This is a genomic window from Streptomyces sp. NPDC006552 (assembly GCF_040611655.1).
GTDB lineage: Bacteria > Actinomycetota > Actinomycetes > Streptomycetales > Streptomycetaceae > Streptomyces.
Genome location: NZ_JBEXOS010000028.1, coordinates 18878 through 42385, shown reverse-complemented (window position 1 = coordinate 42385; position 23508 = coordinate 18878). Strand labels below are relative to the sequence as shown.

Annotated in this window: 19 protein-coding genes and 2 pseudogenes; 11 read left to right on the top strand and 10 right to left on the bottom strand. The window is 73.4% G+C overall.

Annotated features, from left to right (window positions below; genetic code table 11):
• Positions 1–61: 61 nt before the first annotated feature.
• Positions 62–1645 (top strand): FadD3 family acyl-CoA ligase, encoded by a 1584-nt coding sequence (locus ABZY33_RS17975; RefSeq protein WP_356492553.1) that lies wholly within the window; start codon positions 62–64, stop codon positions 1643–1645.
• A 103-nt stretch (positions 1646–1748) separates the two neighbouring features.
• Here the strand turns inward: ABZY33_RS17975 and ABZY33_RS17970 are convergent, their stop codons facing one another.
• Positions 1749–2432: a nucleoside/nucleotide kinase family protein gene (locus ABZY33_RS17970; RefSeq protein ID WP_356492552.1), complete on the bottom strand. Its 684-nt coding sequence runs from the start codon at positions 2430–2432 to the stop codon at positions 1749–1751.
• Between the two features lie 44 nt (positions 2433–2476).
• Positions 2477–3229: a DUF4232 domain-containing protein gene (locus ABZY33_RS17965; protein WP_356492551.1), complete on the bottom strand. Its 753-nt coding sequence runs from the start codon at positions 3227–3229 to the stop codon at positions 2477–2479.
• Positions 3230–3418: 189 nt separating this feature from the next.
• On the opposite strand from ABZY33_RS17965, the pseudogene ABZY33_RS17960 reads away from it, so the two are divergent.
• The 3 genes and pseudogenes from ABZY33_RS17960 to ABZY33_RS17950 form a co-directional block, all read left to right on the top strand.
• Positions 3419–3667, top strand: a pseudogene (locus ABZY33_RS17960) (helix-turn-helix transcriptional regulator); the annotation flags it as partial.
• 954 nt (positions 3668–4621) lie between these two features.
• A pseudogene (locus tag ABZY33_RS17955) lies at positions 4622–5512 on the top strand (transcriptional regulator); the annotation flags it as partial.
• 170 nt (positions 5513–5682) lie between these two features.
• Positions 5683–6909 carry a PLP-dependent aminotransferase family protein gene (locus tag ABZY33_RS17950; RefSeq protein WP_356492550.1) on the top strand — a complete coding sequence of 409 codons (1227 nt, stop codon included), beginning with the start codon at positions 5683–5685 and terminating at the stop codon, positions 6907–6909.
• On the opposite strand, the gene argS is transcribed toward ABZY33_RS17950, so the two are convergent.
• Positions 6906–8666, bottom strand: coding sequence for an arginine--tRNA ligase (gene argS / locus ABZY33_RS17945; protein ID WP_356492549.1), 1761 nt, complete (start codon positions 8664–8666; stop codon positions 6906–6908). The two genes, ABZY33_RS17950 and argS, sit on opposite strands and share 4 nt — an antisense overlap.
• A gap of 348 nt (positions 8667–9014) precedes the next feature.
• Here argS and lysS point away from each other — a divergent pair, with 348 nt between their 5' ends.
• Positions 9015–10763, top strand: a complete 1749-nt coding sequence (gene lysS, locus ABZY33_RS17940) for a lysine--tRNA ligase (RefSeq protein ID WP_356492548.1) — start codon at positions 9015–9017, stop codon at positions 10761–10763.
• A 94-nt stretch (positions 10764–10857) separates the two neighbouring features.
• Here lysS and ABZY33_RS17935 read toward each other — a convergent pair whose 3' ends face one another.
• The 3 genes from ABZY33_RS17935 to ABZY33_RS17925 form a co-directional block, all read right to left on the bottom strand.
• Positions 10858–12108, bottom strand: coding sequence for a DUF2637 domain-containing protein (locus ABZY33_RS17935; RefSeq protein ID WP_356492547.1), 1251 nt, complete (start codon positions 12106–12108; stop codon positions 10858–10860).
• Positions 12109–12237: 129 nt separating this feature from the next.
• Positions 12238–13119 (bottom strand): DUF3558 domain-containing protein, encoded by an 882-nt coding sequence (locus ABZY33_RS17930; protein WP_356492546.1) that lies wholly within the window; start codon positions 13117–13119, stop codon positions 12238–12240.
• Between the two features lie 155 nt (positions 13120–13274).
• Positions 13275–14156 (bottom strand): DUF3558 domain-containing protein, encoded by an 882-nt coding sequence (locus ABZY33_RS17925; protein ID WP_356492545.1) that lies wholly within the window; start codon positions 14154–14156, stop codon positions 13275–13277.
• 203 nt (positions 14157–14359) lie between these two features.
• Between ABZY33_RS17925 and ABZY33_RS17920 the strand changes: the two genes are divergently transcribed.
• Complete coding sequence (locus ABZY33_RS17920) at positions 14360–15553, top strand: RtcB family protein (RefSeq protein WP_356492544.1); 1194 nt, start codon at positions 14360–14362, stop codon at positions 15551–15553.
• A gap of 46 nt (positions 15554–15599) precedes the next feature.
• Here the strand turns inward: ABZY33_RS17920 and ABZY33_RS17915 are convergent, their stop codons facing one another.
• On the bottom strand, positions 15600–15764 hold the full coding sequence (locus tag ABZY33_RS17915) for a hypothetical protein (protein ID WP_356492543.1): 165 nt from the start codon (positions 15762–15764) through the stop codon (positions 15600–15602).
• Between the two features lie 282 nt (positions 15765–16046).
• Here ABZY33_RS17915 and ABZY33_RS17910 point away from each other — a divergent pair, with 282 nt between their 5' ends.
• Both ABZY33_RS17910 and ABZY33_RS17905 read left to right on the top strand, forming a co-directional pair.
• Entirely contained in the window at positions 16047–16382 is a 336-nt protein-coding gene (locus ABZY33_RS17910) for a YnfA family protein (RefSeq protein WP_356492542.1), read from the top strand.
• A 75-nt stretch (positions 16383–16457) separates the two neighbouring features.
• A complete protein-coding gene (locus tag ABZY33_RS17905) occupies positions 16458–17225 on the top strand; it encodes an SDR family NAD(P)-dependent oxidoreductase (protein ID WP_356492541.1) in 768 nt (255 codons plus the stop codon).
• A gap of 75 nt (positions 17226–17300) precedes the next feature.
• On the opposite strand, the gene ABZY33_RS17900 is transcribed toward ABZY33_RS17905, so the two are convergent.
• The gene (locus ABZY33_RS17900) at positions 17301–18119 is read right to left on the bottom strand and encodes a helix-turn-helix domain-containing protein (protein WP_356492540.1); all 819 of its coding nucleotides are present in this window, start codon (positions 18117–18119) and stop codon (positions 17301–17303) included.
• A gap of 79 nt (positions 18120–18198) precedes the next feature.
• Between ABZY33_RS17900 and ABZY33_RS17895 the strand changes: the two genes are divergently transcribed.
• The 3 genes from ABZY33_RS17895 (at position 18199) to ABZY33_RS17885 (ending at position 20611) form a co-directional block, all read left to right on the top strand.
• Entirely contained in the window at positions 18199–18798 is a 600-nt protein-coding gene (locus ABZY33_RS17895) for a TIGR03086 family metal-binding protein (RefSeq protein WP_356492539.1), read from the top strand.
• A gap of 65 nt (positions 18799–18863) precedes the next feature.
• Entirely contained in the window at positions 18864–19961 is a 1098-nt protein-coding gene (locus ABZY33_RS17890) for an LLM class flavin-dependent oxidoreductase (protein WP_356492538.1), read from the top strand.
• The gene (locus ABZY33_RS17885) at positions 19958–20611 is read left to right on the top strand and encodes a CE1759 family FMN reductase (RefSeq protein ID WP_356492537.1); all 654 of its coding nucleotides are present in this window, start codon (positions 19958–19960) and stop codon (positions 20609–20611) included. The genes ABZY33_RS17890 and ABZY33_RS17885 overlap by 4 nt, the downstream gene beginning before the upstream one ends.
• 6 nt (positions 20612–20617) lie before the next feature.
• Here ABZY33_RS17885 and ABZY33_RS17880 read toward each other — a convergent pair whose 3' ends face one another.
• Together ABZY33_RS17880 and ABZY33_RS17875 are read right to left on the bottom strand one after the other, a co-directional pair.
• The gene (locus ABZY33_RS17880) at positions 20618–22150 is read right to left on the bottom strand and encodes a hypothetical protein (RefSeq protein WP_356492536.1); all 1533 of its coding nucleotides are present in this window, start codon (positions 22148–22150) and stop codon (positions 20618–20620) included.
• A gap of 10 nt (positions 22151–22160) precedes the next feature.
• Complete coding sequence (locus tag ABZY33_RS17875; RefSeq protein WP_356492535.1) at positions 22161–23468, bottom strand: glycosyltransferase; 1308 nt, start codon at positions 23466–23468, stop codon at positions 22161–22163.
• Positions 23469–23508: the final 40 nt, after the last annotated feature.

The window sequence follows — 23508 nt, the reverse complement described above, 5'->3', positions numbered from 1 at the left end:
GCGCGTCAGGTTACAGCTAATCTGACGGTTAGTCAGCTGCGGTGCGGCGGAAGGTCGTTCGATGCGTGAGGGCGGCGAGTGGGGGACGATCCCGGAGCTGGTCCGGGACGCGGCCGGGCGGCACGGCGCGCGCGAGGCCGTCGTCGAGGGGCGCACCCGGATCAGCTACGCGGAGCTGGGCGAGCGCGTCGAGCGGGCCGCCGCCGCCTGCCTGGCGGCCGGGACCGAGCCCGGCGACCGGGTGGCCCTCTGGGCACCGAACACCCTCGACTGGATCGTCAGCGCCCTCGGCGCGGTCACCGCGGGCGCCGTCCTCGTCCCCCTCAACACCCGGTTCAAGGGCGCCGAGGCCGCCGACGTCCTGGCCCGCTGCCGCGCCCGCCTCCTCTTCGTCACCGGCACCTTCCTCGGCACGTCGTACGTGGCCTCACTGCGCCGCGCCCAGCAGGCCGGGGCCGAACTGCCGTACCTGGAACAGGTGGTGGTGCTCGGCGACAGCGCGCCCGCCGCACCGGGGTACCAAACCTGGAAGGAGTTCCTGGCGGCCGGGGACCCGGTGCCGGGCGCCGCGGTCCGCGCGCGCGCCGCCGCGATCACCCCGTCCTGCGCGTCGGACATCATCTTCACGTCCGGCACCACCGGGCGGCCCAAGGGCGCGGTCATCACCCACGCGCAGACCCTGTGCGGCTACGCGATCTGGTCGGACCTCGCGGGCCTGCGCGCAGGCGACCGGTACCTGATCGTCAACCCCTTCTTCCACACCTTCGGCTACAAGGCGGGGATCATCGCCTGCCTGATGCGCGGCGCGACGATGGTCCCCCAGCCCGTCTTCGACGTGGACACGGTCCTCGCCAACATCGCGGCCGAGCGCATCTCCGTCCTGCCCGGCCCGCCCACCCTGCACCAGGCCCTGCTCGACCACCCGGGCCGCGACGCCCACGACCTCTCCGCGCTGCGCCTGGTCGTGACGGGCGCCGCCGTGGTGCCGCTGCGCCTCGTCGAGCGGCTGCGCGGGGAGCTGCACATCGACACCGTGCTCACCGCGTACGGCCTGTCGGAGGCGAGCGGCATCGTCACCATGGGGCGGCGCGGCGACCCGGCGGAGCTGACCGCGGGGACCTCGGGGCGGGCGATCCCCGGCACCGAGCTGCGGGTGGCGTCGGCCGGGCCCGGAGAACCCGGCGAGGTCCTGGTCCGCGGCTTCAACGTGATGCGGGGGTACTTCGAGGACCCGGCCGCGACGGCGGAGGCGGTCACCGAGGACGGCTGGCTGCGCACCGGCGACGTCGGCGTCCTCGACGCCCGCGGCTACCTCCGGATCACCGACCGCCTCAAGGACATGTACATCGTCGGCGGCTTCAACGCCTACCCCGCCGAGATCGAGCAGCTCCTCGGCCTGCACCCGGGCGTCGCCGACGTCGCGGTCGTCGGGGTGCCGGACGGGCGGCTCGGCGAGGTCGGCAAGGCGTACGTGGTGCGCCGCCGGGGCGCGGTGCTGAGCGGGGACGACCTGATCGCCTGGGCGCGCCGGGAGATGGCGAACTACAAGGTGCCGCGTGCGGTCGAGTTCGTCGGCGAGCTGCCCCGGAACGCGTCCGGGAAGGTGCTGAAGGGGGAGCTGCGTACGCGCACGCGCACCGGGTGAGACCGGGGGCCGCGGGGGGCTCTGGTGCCGGGTCCGCGGGGTGGTCTTGTGCCGGGTCCGCGGGGCGCGGTGTCCGGAAGCCGGGCCGCCCGACGGGGGCGGTTCAGTGGTGGCGCGGGTCCGGGCCGGGCGGCGGGGTGTTCGTGCGGCCCGTGTCCAGGTCCACCACCAGGTCCGCGCGGTCCCGGCCGGAGGCCACGCGGCGGGCGTTCGCCTCGTCCGAGCGCAGCACCCACGCGCGGGCCGCCGACGGGGACTTGCCGAAGGCGACGTGCCGGGCGACGAGCCGGTCGACGCGCAGCGCCTCGTCCACGGCCACCCACCACACCTCGTCCAGGAGCGGGCGCACCGCCGTGGACCAGGGCTCCTCGTCGAGCAGCAGGTAGTTGCCCTCGGTGACGACCAGCGGGACGTCCGGCGGGACCGGCAGCGACCCGGCGACCGGCTGCTCCAGCTCGCGTTCGAAGGCCGGGGCGTAGACCGTCTCGTCCGGGTGGCGCGGAGCGCGGAGCCGGGCCAGCAGCGCCGCGTACCCGTACGCGTCGAACGTGTCCGGCGCGCCCTTGCGGCCGGCCCGGCCCAGCCGGGCCAGTTCGGCGTCGGCGAGGTGGAAGCCGTCCATGGGGACGAGGGCGGCCCGCCCGTCCAGGGCGCTCACCAGTTGCCCGGCGAGCGTGGACTTGCCCGCGCCCGGCGGACCTGCGATGCCGAGGACACGGCGCGGGCCGCCGGGGGTGGCCAGGGACCGCGCGCGGGCGGCCAGTTCGTCGACGTGGGGCAGGGACATGGTCCGAGCCTGCCAGACGCCGGGGGCGGCGGCGGAAGCGGCCGTCACCAGCTCAGGACGGAGTCCATCGACTGCTGCCAGTAGGTGACCTCCAGGGTGTCGTCGACGTAGACGCCCTTCGGGGGCAGCGCCGGGTGGGCGCCCGAGCCGACGCTCTCGTTGCCGGAGCGGCCCTGGAAGTACACCGCCAGGGACCTGGCGGTGTAGCCGTTCGAACCGCTGCCGTCGTTGCCGCCGGAGAGCCGCACGGAGGCGTAGCCGGACTGGCCCGGCTCCAGCGTGACGACCGCCTGCGGCTGGGTGCTCTCGTCGACCGGCGGCACGGACTGGGCCTCGCCGAAGCGGACGGCCGGGTAGCCGTAGAGGAAGCAGGGGTTGCTGCCGGTGTTGGTGACGGTGAGCAGCATGTGGTTGATGGGGCGGGACAGGGGAGCCGCGACCGTCTTGGTGACGGAGCCCTCGCAGGTGACGAACTTGCGGGCGGCGCCCGGGGCCTTGGTGGCGCCCGGCGCCTTCGTGGCCCGGGACGGGGCGGCGTCGGCCGTCGGCTTCGCGGCGTTGCCCTGGCCTGCCTGCGAGCCCCGCGAGCCCTGCGCGTCCTTCGCGCCGTCGGCGGAGGGGGAGGCGGCCGGGGCGGACGGCGAGTGCGTCGCGGCCGGGCCGGCCGCCGAACCGGACGACGCGCCCTCGTCCTTGACGCCCGTTCCGTCGTTGCACGCGGTCAGCGAGAGCGCGGCGATCACGACGGAGGCGGCGGCGGTGACGAGACGGGCGCGGGGGGTGCGGATGCTGTTCATGTGGTGGAGCCCCTTCGGTGGTTCAGTGGGTGTGGTGCTTGGATGACCGGAGCTTGCGGGGTGATCCGTCCCAGCCGCCACGGCCGGCGGGAAGTCAGGGACGCCGGAACGCTGGGACAGGCTCTGACCAGGGGTTTTATCCGTCCCCTGGAACGGCCGAACGGGACGCGGGGAAGGAATGAGGGGGAGATGGCGGACGACTTCGCGGAGCAGTTGCGCGCGCTGAAGGACCGCTCGGGGCTGAGTTACGGGGTGCTGGCCAAGCGGCTGCACATGAGCACGTCGACGCTGCACCGGTACTGCAACGGGACGGCGGTGCCGAACGAGTACGCGCCGGTCGAGCGGTTCGCCCGGGCCTGCCGCGCGACCCCCGAGGAACTCGTCACGCTGCACCGCCACTGGATCCTGGCGGATGCGGGGCGGGGGCGTAAGGGGGAGCCAGGGGCGACCGGGGCGGTGGTCGCGGGTGCGGGTACGGGTGTGGGGGCGGCAGGTGCGGAGGGGGCGGCTCCGGTTGCCGGGTCGGAGCGGGCGCCGGGCGGGCATGGCGGGGGCGCCCATGGCCCGCGCGGTGAGACGCTGTCCGGTGCCGGTGCCGGTGAGACGCCGTCCGGTGAGACGCCGGAGGGGGTGACCTCGGGTGGGGCGACCCCGGGCGATGTGACCTCGTCCGGTGGCACTTCGGGCGGGACGACCTCGGGCGGTGGGGCTCCGTCCGGTGGCATGTCGGGTGGTGTGACTCCGGGCGGTGGGACTCCGTCCGGTGGCACCTCGGGCGGTGGCACCTCCGGCGGTGGGACTTCGGGGGGCAGAAGCCCTGGCGGCGAGACTCTGGGCGGCATGACCCCGGCCGGTGGCACTTCGGGCGGCGTGACTCCGGGCGGTGCGACCTCGTCCGGTGGCACTTCGGGCGGGACGACCTCGGGCGGTGGGACCTCGGATGGTGTGACTCCGGGCGGCGAAACGCCGGGCGGCTCAACGCCGTCCGGTGGTACCCCGGACGGCAAGAGGCCGGGTGGCATGGCCCCGTCGGGTGGCACTTCGGGGGGCGGGGCCCTGGGCGGCAACGGCCCGGACAGCGAAATTCCGGGCGGCAAGACCCCGTCCGGTGGGGCCTCGGGTGGCATGACCCCGGGCGGCGAGACTCCGGGTGGCATGACCCCGTCCCTTGACGCGGCGGGTGGCGGGGGCCCGGGTGGTGCGTTCCCGTTCGGTGGGATCCCGGAGGGCCACGTCCCGGGTGACGGTGTGGGCAGTCCTTCCGGGGCCGTGTCGCGTGGTGGCTCGGGCGGATCTTCCGGGGGTGCGCCGGGTGGGTCCTCCGAGGCTGAGGGTCCCGTCGTCACCGATGGTGGGGGCGTGGGCGGGGCGCGGCGTCGGCGTGGGTGGGCCGCGGGCGTTGCCGGGGCCAGTGCGGTGGCCGTCGTCGCCGCCGTCGTGCTCGCCGTGAACCTGTCCGGGTCCGGCGACGGCGCCCAGGGCGACCGGGCGGACCGGACGCCGGCCGGGGCCACGGCCGCGGACGACCCGGCGTCACCCTCCGCCTCCGTATCCGCCTCCGCGTCCAAGCGCGGCACGCCGAGCCGCACGCCCTCCGCGAGCGCCCCGGCGCGGCCCACCGCCCGGGCGACCGGCAAGCACGGCGCGGGCGGCGGCGCCGCGGGCAGCGGCGGCGGCACCCTGCTGAACGTCGCCACGCGGCCCTACGTCTACGACAGTCCGTGCAGCCAGCACTTCCTGGTGAACAGCCGCCCCGAACAGGTCGGACCGCCCGCCCCGACCGAGCAGGACGCCCCGCGCTGGGCCGCCGCGTACGGGGCCGTCTCCGCCGACGAGCAGGAGGTCGCGCTCACTCTCCAGGGCACCGGCAGCGACACCGTCGTCCTGGAGAAGATGCACGTCCGCGTCCTCGGCAAGGCCGCGCCGCTCGCCTGGAACGACTACTCGATGGGCGTCGGCTGCGGCGGCAACGTGTTCACCAAGTCCTTCGACGTCGACCTGGACAACGGCAGCCCCACCGTCACCGCCAAGAACGGCCAGCGCGACTTCCCGTACAAGGTCAGCGAGACCGACCCGGAGGTCTTCTACGTCACCGCCCACACCAAGGCCCACGACGTCCGCTGGGACCTGACCATCGAGTGGTCCAGCGGCACCCGCCGGGGCACGGCCCACATCGACAACAACGGCACCCCCTTCCGCACCAGCGCCGCGACGGGCCGGCCCGGCTACGACTACCCGCTGGGCGGCAGCGAGTGGATCGAGCGGGTGGAACAGACGGGCTGACGGGGCACGCGGGCAGGGCGCAGGCCGGGGTGGGCGCCGCCGCCCCCTCCCACCGCGCGCCGCTGCGGCCCGGCCCGCCCCGGGACGTCCGGATCGCGGAAACCCGTGTGCGCCGTGCGGCCGCCTCCGTAGGGTCCCCGCAAGACCGCCGCCCGAAGGAGCCGCCCGCCATGACCGCCAGCGACCCGCGCCCCACGACGTCCCGGCCCGCCGCGCCCACCCCGCCGTTCGCCGCCCGCGCCGCGGCCGCCGGCGGCTCGCCGATCCGCGACATCCTCGCCGTCACGGCCCGCCCGGAGTTCATCAACTTCGCCGGCGGCCTCCCGGCCCCCGAACTCTTCGACACCGACGGCATAGCGGCCGCCTTCGACCACGTCCTGACGCACGAGCCGCAGCGCGCCCTGCAGTACTCCACCACCGAGGGCGAACCCGCCCTGCGCGCCGCGCTCGCCGCGCGCACCACCGCCCGCGGACTGCCCACCGACCCCGACGACCTGCTGGTCACCACCGGATCACAGCAGGCCCTCTCCCTCCTGGCGACGGCGCTGCTCGAACCCGGCGACACCGTCCTCGTCGAAAGCCCCTGCTACCTGGCGGCACTTCAGGCCTTCGGCCTCGCCGGGGCCCGCGTCATCGGCGTGCCCTGCGACGACGACGGCATCGACCCGGCCGCCCTCGACGCGCTCGTCGCCGAGCACCGCCCCAAACTCCTGTACACGGTGCCGACGTTCCAGAACCCCACCGGCCGCACCCTGCCCGCCGCCCGCCGCGCGGCCGTCGCCGCGGTCGCGGCCCGGCGCGGCCTGTGGATCGTCGAGGACGACCCGTACGGCGAGCTGCGCTTCGCGGGCGACCGCGTCGGCTGGATCGCCGCCGACGACGCCGCCCGGGACCGCACGGTCCTGCTCGGCTCGTTCTCCAAGGTGATGGCGCCGGGCCTGCGCCTGGGCTGGCTGCGGGCGCCGGAGGAGCTGCGCCGCGCCTGCGCCGTCGCCAAACAAGCCGCCGATCTGCACACCCCGACCGCCAACCAGCTGGCCGCCGCCCGCTATCTGGTCACCCGCGACCTGGACGCGCACGTCGCGAAGGTGGCGGGGGAGTACGGCAGGCGCCGCGACGCGATGCTCGCGGGCCTGCCCGGCTGCCTCCCGGCGGGCTCCACCTGGACCCGCCCCGAAGGCGGCATGTTCCTGTGGGCGCGGCTGCCCCAAGGACCCGGACACGACACGACCGCCCTGCTCAGCAAGGCGGTCGCGCACGAGGTGGCGTACGTCCCGGGCGCCCCGTTCTACGCCACCGACCCCGACCCCACGACCCTGCGCCTGTGCTTCGTGACGCAGACGCCGGAAGAGATCGCGGAGGGGCTGACCCGGCTGGGCCGGGCCCTGAACGGCTAGAGCTTCTCGGGGGTCCGGATGCCCAGCAGGGCCATGCCCTGGTGGAGCGTCCGAGCCGTCAGGTCGCAGAGGAACAGGCGGTTCTCCCGCTGCTCCGCCGTGTCGGCCTTCAGCACCGGGCACTGGTCGTAGAACGTCGTGTACAGCGACGCCAGCTGGTACAGGTACGCCGTCAGCTTGTGCGGCGCGTACTCGGCCGTCGCCTCCGCCAGCAGATCGCCGAAGGCGTCCAGGTGCAGGCCGAGCGCGCGCTCCGCCGGGGCGAGGGCGATCTCCGGGTGCGCGGCCGGGCTCGACCCCTCCGCCTTGCGCAGGATCGACCTGATCCGCGCGTACGCGTACTGGAGATACACGCTCGTGTCGCCGTTCAGCGACACCATCTGGTCCAGGTCGAACTTGTAGTCCCGGTTGGCCGACGTCGACAGATCCGCGTACTTCACGGCGCCGATCCCGACGTACCGGCCGTTCTCGACGATCTCCTCCTCGGTCAGGCCGACCTTCTCCGCCTTCTCGCGCACCACCGCGGTGGCCCGCTCGACCGCCTCGTCGAGGAGGTCCTCGAGGCGGACCGTCTCACCCGCACGCGTCTTGAACGGCTTGCCGTCCGCGCCCAACACCGTGCCGTAACCCATGTTGTGCGCGGTGACGTCGTCACCGAGCCAGCCCATCCGGCGGGCCGCCTCGAAGACCATCTTGAAGTGCAGCGACTGCCGTACGTCCACCACGTACAGGAGCGTCGTCGCGTCCAGGTCCTTGACGCGGTTGCGGATCGCGGAGAGGTCGGAGGCCGCGTAGCCGAAGCCGCCGTCCTTCTTCTGCACGATCAGCGGCACCGGATCGCCGTCCTTGCCACGGATCTCGTCGAAGAAGACGACGAGCGCGCCGTCCGAGCGCACCGCGACACCCGACTCCTCCAGGAGCCGCGCCGTCTCCGGCATCATGTCGTTGTACGCCGACTCGCCGACGATCTCCTCGTCCCGGATCTCCATGTCGAGCTTCTCGAAGACCGAGTAGAAGTAGACCTTCGACTCGTCCACGAACCGCTGCCACAGCTCCAGCGTCTCCTTGTCGCCGGACTGGAGCGCGACGACCCGCTTGCGGGCCCGCTCCTTGAACTCCTCGTCCGCGTCGAAGACGGCCCGGGAGGCCTTGTAGATCCGGTTCAGGTTCGACATGGCCTGCTCGCCGTCGACCTCGTCGGCCGGGGCCAGCTCGCCCGGGTTCTCGATCAGGTACTGGATGAGCATGCCGAACTGGGTGCCCCAGTCGCCGATGTGGTGGCGGCCGATCGTCTTCTCGCCGGTGAAGTCGAGCATGGCGCGCAGCGCGTCGCCGATGACGGCCGAACGCAGGTGGCCGACGTGCATCTCCTTCGCCACGTTCGGCTGCGCGTAGTCGATGACCGTGACGCCCGGGTGCTCCTTGCGCGGCACGCCGAGCCGGTCACCGTCGGCGGCGCGCGCCGCGAGCGTCTCGGTGATGGCCCGGTCGGTGACCGTGACGTTCAGGAAGCCGGGGCCGGAGACCTCGACGCCGGCGAGCAGGTCACCGTGGACGATCTTCTCGACGACCTGCGCGGCCAGCTCCCGCGGGTTCGCCTTGGCCTTCTTGGCGAGGGCCAGGATGCCGTTGGCCTGGTAGTCGGCACGGTCACTCCGTCGCAGCAGTGGGTCTCCGACGGTCTCCGGGAGGGCGGTGGTGAGGGCGTCGGAGAGGTGCCGGTGGACTGCGGCGGTGATGGACGTGACCGGGGCCATGGGTATGGGCTGCCGTTCTGGTCGGGGCTGGTTCGTTGGTTCCGGTCAGTATCCCACGGGGCCGCAAAGGGGTTTTCGCCCTTCGTGCCCGGCCGCGGCTCCGGTGGGGGCTGGGCGCGCAGTTCCCCGCGCCCCCAGAGCATGCGGCTCCGCCGCAGCCCCAGGGGCCGCTGAGAGGGCGCACGCAGTGCGCATCTCAGGGGCGCGGGGAACTGCGCGAGGGGCTCACCGGGGCGCGGCCGGGCAGGGAGGTGATGCCCGCCCCGCGGAACGCGTTTCCGTTCCGCCCCGGCCGCCTGGGACAATAGGCGGACGCACAGCCCACCCGAACCGAAAGGCCGACCGATCGTGGCAGCCCAGAGCAACGGCGCGGGAACCCAGGAAAGTACCGACTGGGTCTCCCGCTACGCGGACGACGTCATCGCCGAGTCGGAGCGCCGCGCCCCGGGCAAACCGGTCGTCGTCGCCTCCGGCCTCTCCCCGTCCGGCCCGATCCACCTGGGCAACCTGCGCGAGGTCATGACCCCGCACCTGGTCGCCGACGAGATCCGCCGCCGCGGGTACCAGGTGCGGCACCTGATCTCCTGGGACGACTACGACCGCTACCGCAAGGTCCCGAACGGCGTGCCCGGCATCGACGCCTCCTGGGCCGAGCACATCGGCAAGCCGCTCACCTCGGTGCCGGCCCCGGCCGGATCGGCGTACCCGAACTGGGCGGAGCACTTCAAGGCCGCCATGGTCGAGGCGCTCGCCGCGCTCGGCGTCGAGTTCGACGGCATCAGCCAGACCGCGCAGTACACCTCGGGCGTCTACCGCGAGCAGATCCTGCACGCGATGAAGCACCGGGGCGACATCGACGCGATCCTCGACCAGTACCGCACCAAGAAGGCCCCGGCCAAGAAGCAGCAGAAGCCGCAGGACGAGGCCGAGGTGGAGGCCGCCGAGGGCTCCGGCGCCGCGGCCGAGGACGACGGCAGCGGCGGCGCGGGCGGCTACTACCCGTACAAGCCGTTCTGCGGCCAGTGCGGCAAGGACCTCACCACCGTCACCGGCTACGACGACGGGACGACCGAGCTGAGCTACACCTGCACCCTGGACGGTTTCACCGAGACCGTCCGGCTCAGCGAGTTCGACCGCGGCAAGCTGGTCTGGAAGGTCGACTGGCCGATGCGCTGGGCCTACGAGGGCGTGATCTTCGAGCCGTCCGGCGTCGACCACTCCTCGCCCGGCTCGTCGTTCCAGGTCGGCGGCGAGATCGTCACCCTCTTCGGCGGCGAGCGGCCGATCGGCCCGATGTACGCCTTCGTCGGCATCAGCGGGATGGCGAAGATGTCGTCCAGCAAGGGCGGCGTGCCGACCCCGGGCGACGCGCTGGAGATCATGGAGCCGCAGATCCTGCGCTGGCTCTACGCCCGCCGCCGCCCCAACCAGTCGTTCAAGATCGCCTTCGACCAGGAGATCCAGCGGCTCTACGACGAGTGGGACAAGCTCGCCGGGAAGGTGGCGGACGGCAGCGTCCTGCCCGCCGACGCGGCCGCGTACAGCCGCGCCGTCGGCACCGCCGCCGGTGAACTGCCGCGCACCGACCGCCCGCTGCCCTACCGCACGCTGGCGTCCGTCGCCGACGTGACGGCCGGGGACGAGCGCCAGACGCTGCGCATCCTCGCCGAGCTCGACCCGCAGGACCCGGTCACGGACCTGTCCGCCGTCCGCCCCCGGCTCGACAAGGCCGAGACCTGGATCTCCAAGTACGTGCCCGCCGAGTCGCGCACCATCGTCCGCGCCGAGCCGGACACGGAGGCGCTCGCCGCACTCGACGAGGAGAGCCGCAAGTCCATCGCCCTGCTCCTGGACGGCCTGGACTCCCACTGGTCCCTCGACGGCCTGACCCACCTCGTCTACGGCGTCCCGAAGGTGCAGGCCGGCTTCCCCGCCGACGCCACCGCCAAGGAACTCCCGGCCGAGATCAAGGTGGCCCAGCGCACCTTCTTCGCGCTCCTCTACCACCTGCTCGTGGGCCGCGACACCGGCCCGCGCCTGCCCACGCTGCTGCTCGCCGTCGGCGCGGAGCGCGTCCGCAAGCTGCTCGCCGCGTAGACGAGCCGACACGGAAGGGGCGGCGCCGGATCTCTCCGGTGCCGCCCCTTCCGTACGGCCGTGCCCATGCCCATGCCCGTGCCCGTGCCGGGGCTCAGGCGATGTGGTCCTCCATCAACTCCGCGTTGTAGCGCGCCTCGAACAGGTCCGCGTACCGGTTCACGTCCCGCGGCTGGAGCCGGATGCCGAACGAGTCCTCCACGTCCGCCGCGAACCGTCCCGGCGAGGGCACCCCCTCGCCCTGTATCGCCTGCCGGTAGACCCGGTACAGCTCCTCCTCGGAGGGCGCCGCGGCCACCGCCTCCTCCTGGACCCCGTCGCCCAGCGGACGCGTGCCACCGGCCCCGTTCGGCACCGGGAACTGCGGGTCCACGAACTCCGGTTCCGCGGCCGCCTGCCGCGGCCGGGGTACCGGTACCGGGATCTGCTGCGGCTGCTCCTCGTACCAGTCCTGGTGCTCCTGCTCGGGCACGTACGTCGGGTCGTACCCGCCCTGGTACGGCTGTGCCTGCGGCGGCGGCGACGCGAACCACTGGCTCGGCGCCTCCGCGACGGCCTCCGCCGCCGGGGCGTCCACCGCCGCGGGCGCCTGGACCGGCGCCTGTTCCAGCTCGGCCGCCGCCGCCGGCTTCGGCTGCGGCGGCAACAGCTGCGGCTCGATCCCGGCCGCGGCGAGCCCGGCCGGCGCCGTCTCGGCCAGCGGCACCCCGTACCGGGCCAGCCGCAGCGGCATCAGCGACTCCACCGGCGCCTTGCGCCGCCACGCCCGGCCGAACCGGGAACGCAGCCGCGCCTGGTAGACGAGCCGCTCCTGCTCCAGCTTGATCGTGGCGTCGTAGGACCGCAGCTCCCACAGCTTCATCCGCCGCCACAGCAGGAACGTGGGGAGCGGGGAGAGCAGCCAGCGCGTGAGGCGCACGCCCTCCATGTGCTTGTCGGCGGTGATGTCCGCGATCCGGCCGGTCGCGTGCCGGGCCGCCTCGACCGAGACCACGAACAGGACCGGGATGACGGCGTGCATGCCGGTGCCGAGCGGGTCGGGCCAGGCCGCCGCGCCGTTGAACGCGATCGTCGCCGCGGTGAGCAGCCACGCCGTCTGCCGCAGCAGCGGGAACGGGATCCGGATCCACGTCAGCAGCAGGTCGAGGGCGAGCAGCACGCAGATGCCCGCGTCGATGCCGATCGGGAAGACGTAGGCGAAGTTCCCGAAGCCCTTCTCCAGGGCGAGTTCGCGCACGGCCGCGTACGAACCGGCGAAGCCGATCCCCGCGATGACGACCGCACCGGCCACCACCAGACCGATGAGCATCCGGTGCGTCCGTGTCAGCTTCAGTGGCGCGGCCACTCCAGTTCCCCTCCCAGTTCGGCTGTTGCGCCCCACAGACTGGCACACGTGTGCGGAAGGCCGCGTGCCGGTACGGCGGGAGCCCGGCGCCAAAAGGGGCCGGGCTCCTCAAATCGCGTGAAACGACGGTTACTTGTCCGCGGCTTCCGTCTTCTTGCCGTCCGTCTTGTCGTCCGTCTTCTTGTCCGACTTCTCGCCGGCCTTCTTCGACGCGGAGGGGGACGGCTTCGCCGACGAGGACGCCGGCGAGGACGCGGAGGCCGACGGCTTGCTCTTCGCCGAGGCCACGACCGAGGCCACGGTCTCCTTCGCCGCCTTCTCGGTGTCCTTCGACAGGTCGTCCGCGTCCGGCGTCTTCTCGCCCGCGAGACCCGAGCCGTTGTAGTTGACCGTCACCACGACGTTGTCCACGCGCGAGACGACCGTCTGCTGCCTGGACGTGACGTCCTTCTTCTTCTCCTTGTACGTGCTGTCGAAGCGCACCAGCGTCGCCTCGTCACCCGCACCCGGCACCGGCTGCGTCTTGACGCTCTTCGCGCCCTGCGTCGCCTGCGCGTCCTTGACCTGCTTCGCGTAGTACGCCGAGGCGAGCTGGTCACCGCTGCCCCGGTTCACATCCGACTCGAACCGGACCAACGAGACATTCAGCCAGCGGAACTGGGAGCCCTTGACCCCGTTGTTGTCCAGGCTCGACCAGGAGCAGTTGTCCCGCGTCGCCTCGTCGTCCGCCGCGCCCGCCTTGCTGTCGCCCTTCGGCACCAGATCGTCCAGCGTCTTCTTCGACAGCGCCGAGCAGGCCTTCGGCAGCGTCTTGTACGTCGCCGGAGCCACCTTCTTCGCCGCGTCCCCGGTGGCCGGGGCGGACGACGCCGGATTCGACCCCTTCCCCGCCGCGTCACCGGAGCCGGAACCGGACCCGGAGTCGGAGGAACAGCCGGCTACGACGAGAACCACCGGCACGGCGGCTGCGCAGGCGAGGACGCGGGTGAGTCGCTTGGTGGGACGGTGCATGGTTCCTTCACTAGGACGCTGGCGGGAGCACGGGCCCGGAAGCGCGACGGCTTCTTCACAGAGCCACCACGAACCCGGGTCCGATGGGCCACCGTACGCCGTAGCCGCACCGGGCGCCTCGGGTTCCTCCGGGCGCGAAAGCCCCCGGCCGCCCGCTACTCGCCGAACTTCCCGACCAGCTTCTGCGCCAGTTCCTCCGCTGTGTCCTGGGATTCCTTGCTGTCCGGCGCCTCGCCCGGGGTCGCCGACTGGGCCGTGTACGTGAGGGTCACCAACGCGTTCGACGTGCGGAACACCACAGTCACCGTGCGGCTGCGGGCCGCCTCGGGCCCCGACAGCTCGTCGTCGATGAACGCCTCGTCGCCGAGCCCGTCCAGCAGCCGCGGCTGCAACTCGGCGGGCGACACAGACGTGGAAGGCGAGGCGGGCGGCGAGGACTTCCCGTCCTTGTCCGCGCCGTCCTTGCTGCCCGCGCCGTCCTTACCGTCCTTGCCGTCCGCGTCCTTCTGGCCGCCGGACTCCTCGTCGCCGGGCTCGGAGGCGTCCGCGGTCTCCGGCACCGAGCCGGTCGGCGCCGCCGCCGGCAGGTCCGCCTTCTCCTGCTTCGCCGCGAACACCGCCCGCGCCCGGTCGTCGTCGCTGACCGCGGCGTCGTACGACACCACCCGCTCGAAGTCGAGCGTCAGCCGGTGCGTGCCGCCGGCCGCCGAACCGTCCTTCCAGCCGCACCCGGCCCGCCGGTCCGTGTCGTACGTGGCCGTCGCCGTGCCCGCGTACGCCTTCTCGCGCTGCCGCTCGTCCGCCAGCTCCTGGATGCCGGGGAGCATCGCGTCCAGCGTCGCCCGGTCGGGCTGGGCGCACGGCTCGGGCAGCGTCCGGTACTTGCCGGGCTTGGCCGCCGGTACGGAGGCGCTCACCCCGCCCGGCTTCTCGTCGCCGTCGCCGGAATCCGACCCGGAACCTCCGGTGCACCCGGCGAGGAGCACCGCCATGAGCACGGCGACACCCGGCACGTACGCGTACGACTTCCGCTGCACCGTATGGGCTCCTCTCGGCGGGTCACGCCTGGTTAATCGGTTGCCGCCGCGGGGCGGCCAGTGCTGACAATGTCTATCGCACGCACTGCCGTGGACGCCGGTCCGTCTTCCCTTTCGTCGACCTTGGCCCCGGTATTTGCGTTATCCGACTCCAGCACCACTCGTGACCGTTTCACCAACCAAGCCTGCTTTCGGGGGATTTCATGTCGTACGTAGAGGTACCGGGCGCCAAGGTTCCCATCCGGATGTGGGCGGACCCCGCGTCCGTCGAGGACGGGGCGATGCAGCAGCTGCGCAATGTGGCGACGCTGCCCTGGATCAAGGGCCTCGCCGTCATGCCCGACGTCCACTACGGCAAGGGCGCGACGGTCGGCTCGGTCATCGCGATGCGCGGCGCGGTCTGCCCGGCGGCGGTCGGGGTCGACATCGGCTGCGGGATGAGCGCGGTGAAGACCTCGCTGACCGCGAACGACCTGCCCGGCGACCTCTCCCGGCTCCGCTCGAAGATCGAGCAGGCGATCCCGGTGGGCCGCGGCATGCACGACGACCCGGTCGACCCGGGCCGGCTGCACGGGTTCGCGACGAGCGGCTGGGAGGAGTTCTGGGGGCGGTTCGGGGGCGTGGCGGACGCGGTGCGCTTCCGTGAGGAGCGGGCGGCGAAGCAGATGGGCTCGCTCGGATCCGGGAACCACATGATCGAGGTCTGTCTCGACCAGTCGGGCACGGTCTGGCTCATGCTGCACTCGGGCTCCCGCAACATCGGCAAGGAGCTGGCGGAGCACCACATCGGGGTCGCCCGGAAGCTCCCGCACAACCAGGGGCTGATCGACCGGGACCTGGCCGTCTTCGTCTCGGACACCCCGCAGATGGCCGCCTACCGGAACGATCTGTACTGGGCGCAGGAGTACGCGAAGTACAACCGCGCCATCATGATGGCGCTGTTCAAGGACGTGGTCCGCAGGGAGTTCAAGAAGGCCCATCCGGTCTTCGAGCAGGAGATCTCGTGCCACCACAACTACGTCGCCGAGGAGCGGTACGACGGCATGGACCTGCTCGTGACCCGTAAGGGCGCGATCCGGGCCGGGTCCGGCGACTTCGGCATCATCCCCGGCTCGATGGGGACCAGCTCCTACATCGTGAAGGGGCTGGGGAACGCCAAGGCGTTCAACTCGGCCTCACACGGCGCCGGGCGTCGGATGAGCCGCAACGCCGCAAAGCGGCATTACACGGTGCGTGACCTGGAGGACCAGACGAGAGGTGTGGAGTGCCGTAAGGACTCCGGCGTCCTGGACGAGATCCCCGGGGCCTACAAGAACATCGACCAGGTCATGGACCAGCAGCGCGATCTTGTGGAAGTCGTCGCGAAGATCAAGCAGGTCGTCTGCGTGAAGGGCTGAACTCACGCGAAGAGCCCGGGCCGCCTCCGGCCCAGGCCCTCTTGGCTCACTCCGGCATCGCGACCCTGCCGCTGCGCAGCCGCCACAGGCGTACCTGGCAACTGCTGGGGGTCCGGCCCAGCTCCTCAGCGGCAGAGGCAGGGTCGTCGTGCTCCAGGAGCAACCGGTCCTCCCACGCCTTCCAGCGCCGGGACGTGTAGGCCGCCCTCATCTCCGGGGGGCGGCCTACACGTCCCGTCGGGGGCCGTTCGGTTGCCTGATGTCGGAGTCGACGCTAGGCATTCCGTTCGTTCGCCGTGCACGTGATCGATCCGCGTCACTCGTGTGAGTGGATCAGGGGCGGTCAGAAGCGGTGGGGCGGCCAGGGTGGTGGGGGTGAGCGCGCGGCGCGTCGGGACCTCGGTACGCGGGAGTGGCAGGGGTGCGCGCCCGATCTATCCCACGCCCGGGGCGTACGGCCCCGGGCTCGGCCCCGCGTGACACCCTGGGGCGCATGCTCGTCGCCCGTTCCGTCGCCCTCTTCGTGGTGGCCGCCCTGTTCGAGATCGGCGGCGCCTGGCTGGTGTGGCAGGGGGTGCGGGAGCAGAGGGGCTGGGTGTGGATCGGCGCCGGTGTGATCGCGCTCGGCCTGTACGGCTTCGTGGCGACGCTCCAGCCGGACGCCGAGTTCGGGCGCATCCTGGCCGCGTACGGCGGCGTGTTCGTGGCGGGTTCGCTCGCCTGGGGCATGGTCGCGGACGGCTACCGGCCGACCCGCTGGGACGTGACGGGCGCGCTCGTCTGCCTGGCCGGGATGGCTCTGATCATGTACGCGCCCCGGGGCGACTGAGACCCGGGCCGTAGGCTGGGCGGCGTCGTTCACCCACCGGTGATCTTGTCGTCCCCGCCGTTCGAGGAGTAGCTCATGGCCCCCGCCGCGTCTTCCCGTATCGCCGTCGTCACCGGCGCGAGCAGCGGTATCGGCGCCGCGACCGCGCGGCAGCTGGCCGCCGCCGGGTACCGGGTGGTGCTCACGGCGCGCCGCAAGGACCGGATCGAGGCGCTGGCCGAGGAGATCGCGGCGGCGGGGCACCAGGCGACGGCGTACGCCCTGGACATCACCGACCGGGCCGCCGTCGACGAGTTCGCGACGGCGTTCAAGGCGGTCGGGGTGCTGGTGAACAACGCGGGCGGCGCGCTCGGCGCGGACCCGGTGGCCTCCGGCGACCCGGAGCAGTGGCGCCAGATGTACGAGACGAACGTGATCGGGACGCTGAACGTGACGCAGGCGCTGCTGCCCGCGCTGACCGCGTCCGGCGACGGCACGGTCGTCGTCCTCTCCTCGACCGCCGGGTTCGCGACGTACGAGGGCGGCGGCGGGTACGTGGCGGCCAAGCACGCCGAGCACGTGCTCGCGGAGACGCTGCGCCTGGAGATCGTGGGCACGCCGGTCCGGGTGATCGAGGTGGCGCCCGGCATGGTGAAGACGGACGAGTTCGCGCTGACCCGGTTCGGCGGGGACAGGGAGAAGGCGGCGAAGGTGTACGCGGGGGTGGCGCAGCCGCTGTCGGCGGACGACGTCGCGGACACCATCACGTGGGCGGTCACCCGCCCCAGCCACGTCAACATCGACCTGCTGGTGGTCCGGCCGCGCGCCCAGGCCAGCAACACCAAGATCCACCGTGAGGGATGACGCCGGACCCGCCGGACGGGCTCCGGTACGCGTACGCGTACGGCGAACGGCGCACACGCAGCAGGATGGCGGGGTTCAGGGGGAGGGGTAGGCGGTCGGCGGGACGCCGACCGTCGCGGTGAAGTCGCGGACGAGGTGGGCCTGGTCCGCGTAGCCGAGGTCGGCGGCGAGGGCGGCCCAGTCGACGCCGGTGCGGGTGCCGGCCGCTTCGACCGCGTCGTGGATGCGGTAGCGCAGGATGCACCATTTCGGGCTGACGCCGACGTAGCCGGCGAACAGCCGTTGCAGCGCGCGCACCGACAGCCCCTCGGCCCGCGCGAGGTCCGCGACGCGGCGCACGCCGCGCTCGGCCCGGATGCGGGCGACGAGGCCGCGGGCGAGTTCGGCGGCGGGGTCCGGCGCGGCCGGGGCGAGGGAGAGCAGGTAGGCGTCGAGGGCGGCAATCCGGTCGCGGTCGTCGGCGGGGCCCACGAGGGCGGCGATCTCGGTGCGGGGGAAGACGTCCTCGTAGGGCAGGGCGCGGCCGGTCCACGCGGTGGCCGGCTCGCCCGGGGCGAACGGGCGGAACGCGCCGGGCCAGAACTTCGCCCCGCAGACCCGGCCGCGCCCGCCGATCTTGCGCGTGTAGAGGCCGGGCGCTGCGACCCCGGTGACCTCCCCGTAGGGCGCGCCCTCGTCCTCGTCCCACTGGAAGGTGAGGTTCACCGAGGGGTGCGGGACGACGGTCGAGGCGTAGGGCGCGGGCAGGTCCCAGTCGATGAACCAGTACGTCTCGACGTACGGGCGCAGCGGCCCGGCGGGCGCGTGGCGGCGGAAGCGGACGCGGCTGAGCAGGGACGCCGGGTCGACGATCCCCCGGGTGTCGCGGCGGAGTGCGGAGTGGTCGCCTTCCATGCCCGGATCGTACGGCGGCCTGCTGACGGCGTCGCGTTTGTTCAAGCGGCGCGGGCGGCGGGCTCGTAGCGTCGGAGGCATGGACACGAACGAGCAGCAGAAGACGGACGGGACCGGGGAGCTGATGGCCGCGGCGGCGGCGCGGGCCGTGCCGGTCGTGGCCGGTATCGGCGACGGGACGCTCGCCGCACCCACCCCGTGCGCGGAGTACGACGTGAAAGCCCTGGTCAACCACCTCTTCCAGGTGGTCGAGGAGTTCCGGAAACTGGCGGGTAAGCAGAACGCGGACTTCAGTGGGACGGCGGACCGGGTGGGGGAGGGCCCCGACTGGCGGGAGCGGTTCGCGGCCGCCGTGCGGGAGCTGGTGGCCGCGTGGTCGGCGCCGGGCGCGGACGAGGGGACGACCGGGGCGATGGACATGCCGGCCCCGCTGGTCGGCGCGATGGCGCTGCTGGACCTGACGGTGCACGCCTGGGACCTGGCGCGGGCCACCGGCCAGCCGTACGAGGCGCCGCCCGAGGTGGTGGCGCCGCTCGCGGGCGCGGTGGCGCAGCTGTCGCCGACGGCGAGGTCGATGGGGGTGTTCGGGGAGCCGGTGGCGGCCGCGGCGGACGCCTCGCCCTTCGAGCGGCTGCTCGCGGCGACGGGCCGGGACCCCCGGGGAGGCGGCCGGGAATAGCCGGCCCGCACCCGCCGTTCCCGGGGTATAGTTGAACCGTCAACAACCCCGGGAGGGTGAGCAGCATGCAGTTCGGGATCTTCACCGTCGGTGACGTCACGACCGACCCGACGACCGGACGCGCGCCGAGCGAGCACGAGCGCATCAAGGCGATGCTCGCCATCGCGCAGAAGGCCGAGGAGGTCGGGCTCGACGTCTTCGCGACCGGTGAGCACCACAACCCGCCGTTCGTGCCGTCGTCGCCGACGACCCTGCTCGGCTACCTCGCCGCGCGCACCGAGAAGCTGATCCTCTCCACCTCCACCACGCTGATCACCACGAACGACCCGGTGAAGATCGCCGAGGACTTCGCGATGCTCCAGCACGTCGCGGACGGCCGCGTCGACCTGATGATGGGCCGCGGCAACACCGGACCGGTCTACCCCTGGTTCGGCAAGGACATCCGCGACGGCATCGACCTCGCCGTCGAGAACTACGCGCTGCTGCGCCGCCTGTGGGACGAGCCCGTCGTCACCTGGAAGGGCAAGTTCCGCACGCCGTTGCAGTCCTTCACCTCGACCCCGCGCCCGCTGGACGGCGTCGCGCCCTTCGTCTGGCACGGCTCGATCCGCTCGCCGGAGATCGCCGAGCAGGCCGCGTACTACGGCGACGGCTTCTTCCACAACCACATCTTCTGGCCCGCGAGCCACACCAAGCAGATGGTGAACCTGTACCGCCAGCGCTACGCCCACTACGGGCACGGCACCCCCGAACAGGCGATCGTCGGCCTCGGCGGCCAAGTGTTCATGCGGAAGAACTCCCAGGACGCGGTCCGCGAGTTCCGCCCGTACTTCGACAACGCGCCGGTCTACGGGCACGGCCCCTCCCTGGAGGAGTTCACGTCCCAGACGCCGCTGACCGTCGGCTCCCCGCAGGAGGTCATCGAGCGGACCCTGTCCTTCCGGGAGTACGTCGGCGACTACCAGCGCCAGCTCTTCCTGATGGACCACGCGGGCCTGCCCCTGAAGACCGTCCTGGAACAGCTCGACCTGCTCGGCGAAGAGGTCGTGCCGGTGCTGCGCAAGGAGTTCGCGAACAAGCGCGCGGCGAACGTACCGGACGCGCCCACCCACGCCGCCCGCGTCGCCGCGAAGAACGACGCACAGGAAGGAAGTGCGCGATGAGGCTCGTCGTCGTCTCGGCGGGGCTGAGCTCCCCGTCCTCCACCCGGCTGCTCGCCGACCGGCTGGCCACCGCGACCCTGGGTCACGCCGACGCGCAGGTCGAGACCCTCGAACTGCGGGACCTGGCCACCGAGATCGCCCAGCACTTCGTCACCGGGTTCCCGCCCGCCCGCCTGGCCGCCGCGCTCGACGCGGTGGCCGCCGCGGACGGCCTGATCGCCGTGACCCCGGTCTTCGCCGCCTCCTACAGCGGCCTGTTCAAGTCGTTCTTCGACGTCCTCGACAAGGACGCGCTGACCGGCAAGCCGGTCCTCGTCGCCGCGACCGGCGGCACGGCCCGGCACTCCCTGGTCACCGAGCACGCGCTGCGCCCGCTCTTCACGTACCTGCGCGCCCTCGTCCTGCCGACCGCCGTCTACGCGGCCTCGGAGGACTGGGGCGAGGAGGGCCTGGAGCAGCGCATCGCCCGCGCGGGCGCCGAACTGGCCCGCTTCATGGCGCCGTCCGCCGCGACCGCCGCGCCGGAGGTCGACACGGCCGCCGCGATCGCGCCCCGCTCGCTGACCGGCGCGATCACGTCGGTGGACCCGGCGGGCGGCTTCCGGATCGAACCGTTCGCCGAGCGGCTCGCGGCGCTGCGGGCCGACTGACAGGCCCTACGGGCCCAGCGGCCCGCGCCGCAACGGCACCGGCGCCTTCCACGCCGTCCAGCCGCGGGTGCCGGGCAGGTCGTACGGGGTCCAGTCCCGGGCGTAGCGCGGCGGCCGGCGGCCGGGCCCGGTGAGCAGCGCCGTGGGGACCCGCGCGGCCCGGCGCAGCAGCGCGGCCCGGGTCGTGGAGCGGTTGTTGCCCCGGGTCTGCGCGGAGGCGCACCCCGCCGCGTACCCCACGGGCAGCGCGCGCGGGCCCGTCACCAGGCACGGCGGCGTCAGACCCATGGCACGCAGCCCCCGGGCGGCCGCGACGTAACGCGCGTCGGTGCGCGCCGTCTGCGTGACCTGGGCGTCGAGCACGACCAGCTGCCCGGCGAGGTGGCACACGAGGACGGCCACGGCGGCGTACGCGAGCAGCCGCCGGCCTCGCAGCCGGCGCAGCAGCACCGCCAGCGGCAGGGACAGCAGCGCGTACGACGGCAGCAGGAAGCGCGGCGCCGCGTACCCGATGAGCAGCAGATACGGGACGCAGAGCGCGGCGGCGCAGGCCACCGGCAGCAGGACCGGGGCGGCCCGGCGCTCCCGCCCCGCGACGTACACGGCGGCCGCCACCAGCAGCGGCAGGGCGAGCCACCACAGCGCCAGCCCGGGCAGGGCGGGGTGGCCCGCCGTACAGGGGCGGCACAGCAGCGGGCCGTTCACCGCGCGCCAGGCCGTGCCGACGTTCAGGTGCAGGCCCATGTCGCCCTCGGTGGCGCTCGACACGCGCAGCCGCTCCAGCACCCCGCCCCAGCGGACATACGCCTCCACGACCCACTGGGCGAGCCCCGCGCCGAGCCCCGCCGCGAGGAACGGCAGGGTCTCCCGCCGCCCGCGCCGCAGCAGGGCGGCGCCGGCCAGCGCCAGCACCAGCCACACGGCGTCCGGCGCCCGGAACAGCGCCACCGCGGCGACACAGCCCGCGAGCCACCAGCGGCGGCCCCGGCCGCCCTCCCGCAGGAACCAGCCGACGGCGCCGACCGCTCCGAACGCCACCCACAGGTTCGGCATGGCCATCGCGCCGGACAGCACCGCGATCCACAGCCCGGCGAAGAGAAGCGCCGCGAGAGCGGTCGTCCGCGCCCCGACCAGCGGCCGCCACACCCGGAACGCGGCGTACAGCGCGGCCGACGACAGTACGGCGAGCGCGGCGCGCAGCACGACCGCGGAGCCGCTCACCGCGGTGAGCGGTGCGGTCAGCAGACTCGTGCCGCGCGAGCGCGGGGCGCTGAAGAAGACGGTCGGGGTGCGGGGGTCGTACTGCGACACGTACACCGACTCGTCCCAGCCGAGTCCGTGCCCGAGCCGGGTCACGACCAGGGCGAGCTGAGCGAGGCAGTACAGGGCCGCGACACCCGCGAGCCAGGTGTCGCCACTCACGGCGCGCGGGGCGCGAGCGACCGTCACCTGCGGTCCCGTGCCGGAGCGCCACCACAGCAACCCGGCGGGAGCGGGGGAGGCCGGGGGCGCGGTCCGCTGCGCGGAGTGCGTCGGCATCGCGCGGCTCCTAGGAGCGGCCGGGCTGCGCCGCACCGGGCGCCTGACGGCCTCGGCGGTCATGCGGTGTCCCCCCTGACCCGCCCGGCAGCGCAGCGCGCAGCGAACGAGTTCTCCTGCGCGCCCAGTTGGCGGCCCGGGCGCGGAACCGTTGCCATGCTCGACGGTGCCGGGAGGCCCGGAGTTCCAGGAACAGGGAGTCATAACGCGCCACGATGGGCTCCGCGTCGAAGCGGTGTGCGGAGGCGAGCGCGGCCGCGGCCATCGCCCGGCGGGCCGGGGCGTCCTCGATCAGCTCGGTCATCGCCGCGGCGAGCGCCCGGGCGTCGCCGACCGGCACCAGCCGCCCGTCGACGCCGTCCGTGATGATCTCGGCGGGGCCCAGCGGCGCGTCCGTGCTGATCACGGGCGCCCCGCAGCGCGCCGCCTCGACCAGCGTCATCCCGAACGCCTCCGCGTCCGAGGCGCTCACCACGAGCGCGGCCGCGGCGAACTCCGGCTCGATCGGCGACACCGTGCCCATCAGGCGGGCCCGGCCGGTGAGCCCCAGGTCGTCGATGAGCGCCCGCAGCTGCGCCTCCTGCGCGCCGCCGCCGTAGATCCGCAGCTCCCACTCCGGCTGTCCGGCGGCGACCTGCGCGAACGCCTCCAGGAGCAGGTCGTAGCGCTTGCCGGGGGCGAGCCGGCCCGCCGCCGCGATGATCTTCGACTCTCCGGTGGAGGGCGCGACGGAGGCCTGCGGCACGATGTTCGGCACGGCCAGCACCCGCACACCGGGCAGCCGCATCCGCGACCGGTAGACCCTCGCGTCGGCCTCCGTCACCGTCACCAGCGCGTCGAGCCGCCGGTAGTGCCGGGCGAGGCAGGTGCGCAGCTTCTTGGTGTGCGCGTCGTGGCGCAGGTGCTCCTGCCCGATCCGCAGCGCCCGCCGCGGCCCCCACTGGGCGAGGTAGACGTTGATGCCGGGCCGGGTGCCGACGACGACGTCCGCGGCGCAGTGCTCCGTGAGGTACGCGCGGACCCGCCGGTCGTGCAGGAGCGTGTACTGCCGGTAGCGCTTCTCGGCGGCCGGGAAGTCCCGCGAGGGCTCGGCGAACGCGGGGTCCCGGGTGTCCGCGGCCCCCTCCCGCGTGTCGACCAGCGGTACGAGCCTGATCCTCGGGTCGACGGCGAACCGGGGCTCCGTGCGGTGGCGGGACATCGACACGATCTCCACCTCGTGCCCGCCGTGCTCGACGAGCGCCGCGGCGAGATTGAGGGTGGTGCGCACCGTGCCGCCGACGGCGTACACGTTGTGCAACAAGAACACGATCTTCATACGTAGCGCCTTCCCCGGCGGACGCCCCGTACGGGCCCGC

Coding starts and splice junctions, on each gene's coding strand:
- ABZY33_RS17965 (WP_356492551.1), bottom strand. CDS start 3,229: ATGAACAGCATCCGCACCCCCCGCGCCCGTCTCGTCACCGCCGCCGCC.
- argS (WP_356492549.1), bottom strand. CDS start 8,666: ATGGCCCCGGTCACGTCCATCACCGCCGCAGTCCACCGGCACCTCTCC.
- ABZY33_RS17875 (WP_356492535.1), bottom strand. CDS start 23,468: ATGAAGATCGTGTTCTTGTTGCACAACGTGTACGCCGTCGGCGGCACG.
- ABZY33_RS17915 (WP_356492543.1), bottom strand. CDS start 15,764: ATGAGGGCGGCCTACACGTCCCGGCGCTGGAAGGCGTGGGAGGACCGG.
- ABZY33_RS17910 (WP_356492542.1), top strand. CDS start 16,047: ATGCTCGTCGCCCGTTCCGTCGCCCTCTTCGTGGTGGCCGCCCTGTTC.
- ABZY33_RS17890 (WP_356492538.1), top strand. CDS start 18,864: ATGCAGTTCGGGATCTTCACCGTCGGTGACGTCACGACCGACCCGACG.
- ABZY33_RS17950 (WP_356492550.1), top strand. CDS start 5,683: ATGACCGCCAGCGACCCGCGCCCCACGACGTCCCGGCCCGCCGCGCCC.
- ABZY33_RS17895 (WP_356492539.1), top strand. CDS start 18,199: ATGGACACGAACGAGCAGCAGAAGACGGACGGGACCGGGGAGCTGATG.
- ABZY33_RS17885 (WP_356492537.1), top strand. CDS start 19,958: ATGAGGCTCGTCGTCGTCTCGGCGGGGCTGAGCTCCCCGTCCTCCACC.
- ABZY33_RS17900 (WP_356492540.1), bottom strand. CDS start 18,119: ATGGAAGGCGACCACTCCGCACTCCGCCGCGACACCCGGGGGATCGTC.
- ABZY33_RS17880 (WP_356492536.1), bottom strand. CDS start 22,150: ATGCCGACGCACTCCGCGCAGCGGACCGCGCCCCCGGCCTCCCCCGCT.
- ABZY33_RS17920 (WP_356492544.1), top strand. CDS start 14,360: ATGTCGTACGTAGAGGTACCGGGCGCCAAGGTTCCCATCCGGATGTGG.
- ABZY33_RS17930 (WP_356492546.1), bottom strand. CDS start 13,119: ATGCACCGTCCCACCAAGCGACTCACCCGCGTCCTCGCCTGCGCAGCC.
- ABZY33_RS17970 (WP_356492552.1), bottom strand. CDS start 2,432: ATGTCCCTGCCCCACGTCGACGAACTGGCCGCCCGCGCGCGGTCCCTG.
- ABZY33_RS17905 (WP_356492541.1), top strand. CDS start 16,458: ATGGCCCCCGCCGCGTCTTCCCGTATCGCCGTCGTCACCGGCGCGAGC.
- ABZY33_RS17975 (WP_356492553.1), top strand. CDS start 62: ATGCGTGAGGGCGGCGAGTGGGGGACGATCCCGGAGCTGGTCCGGGAC.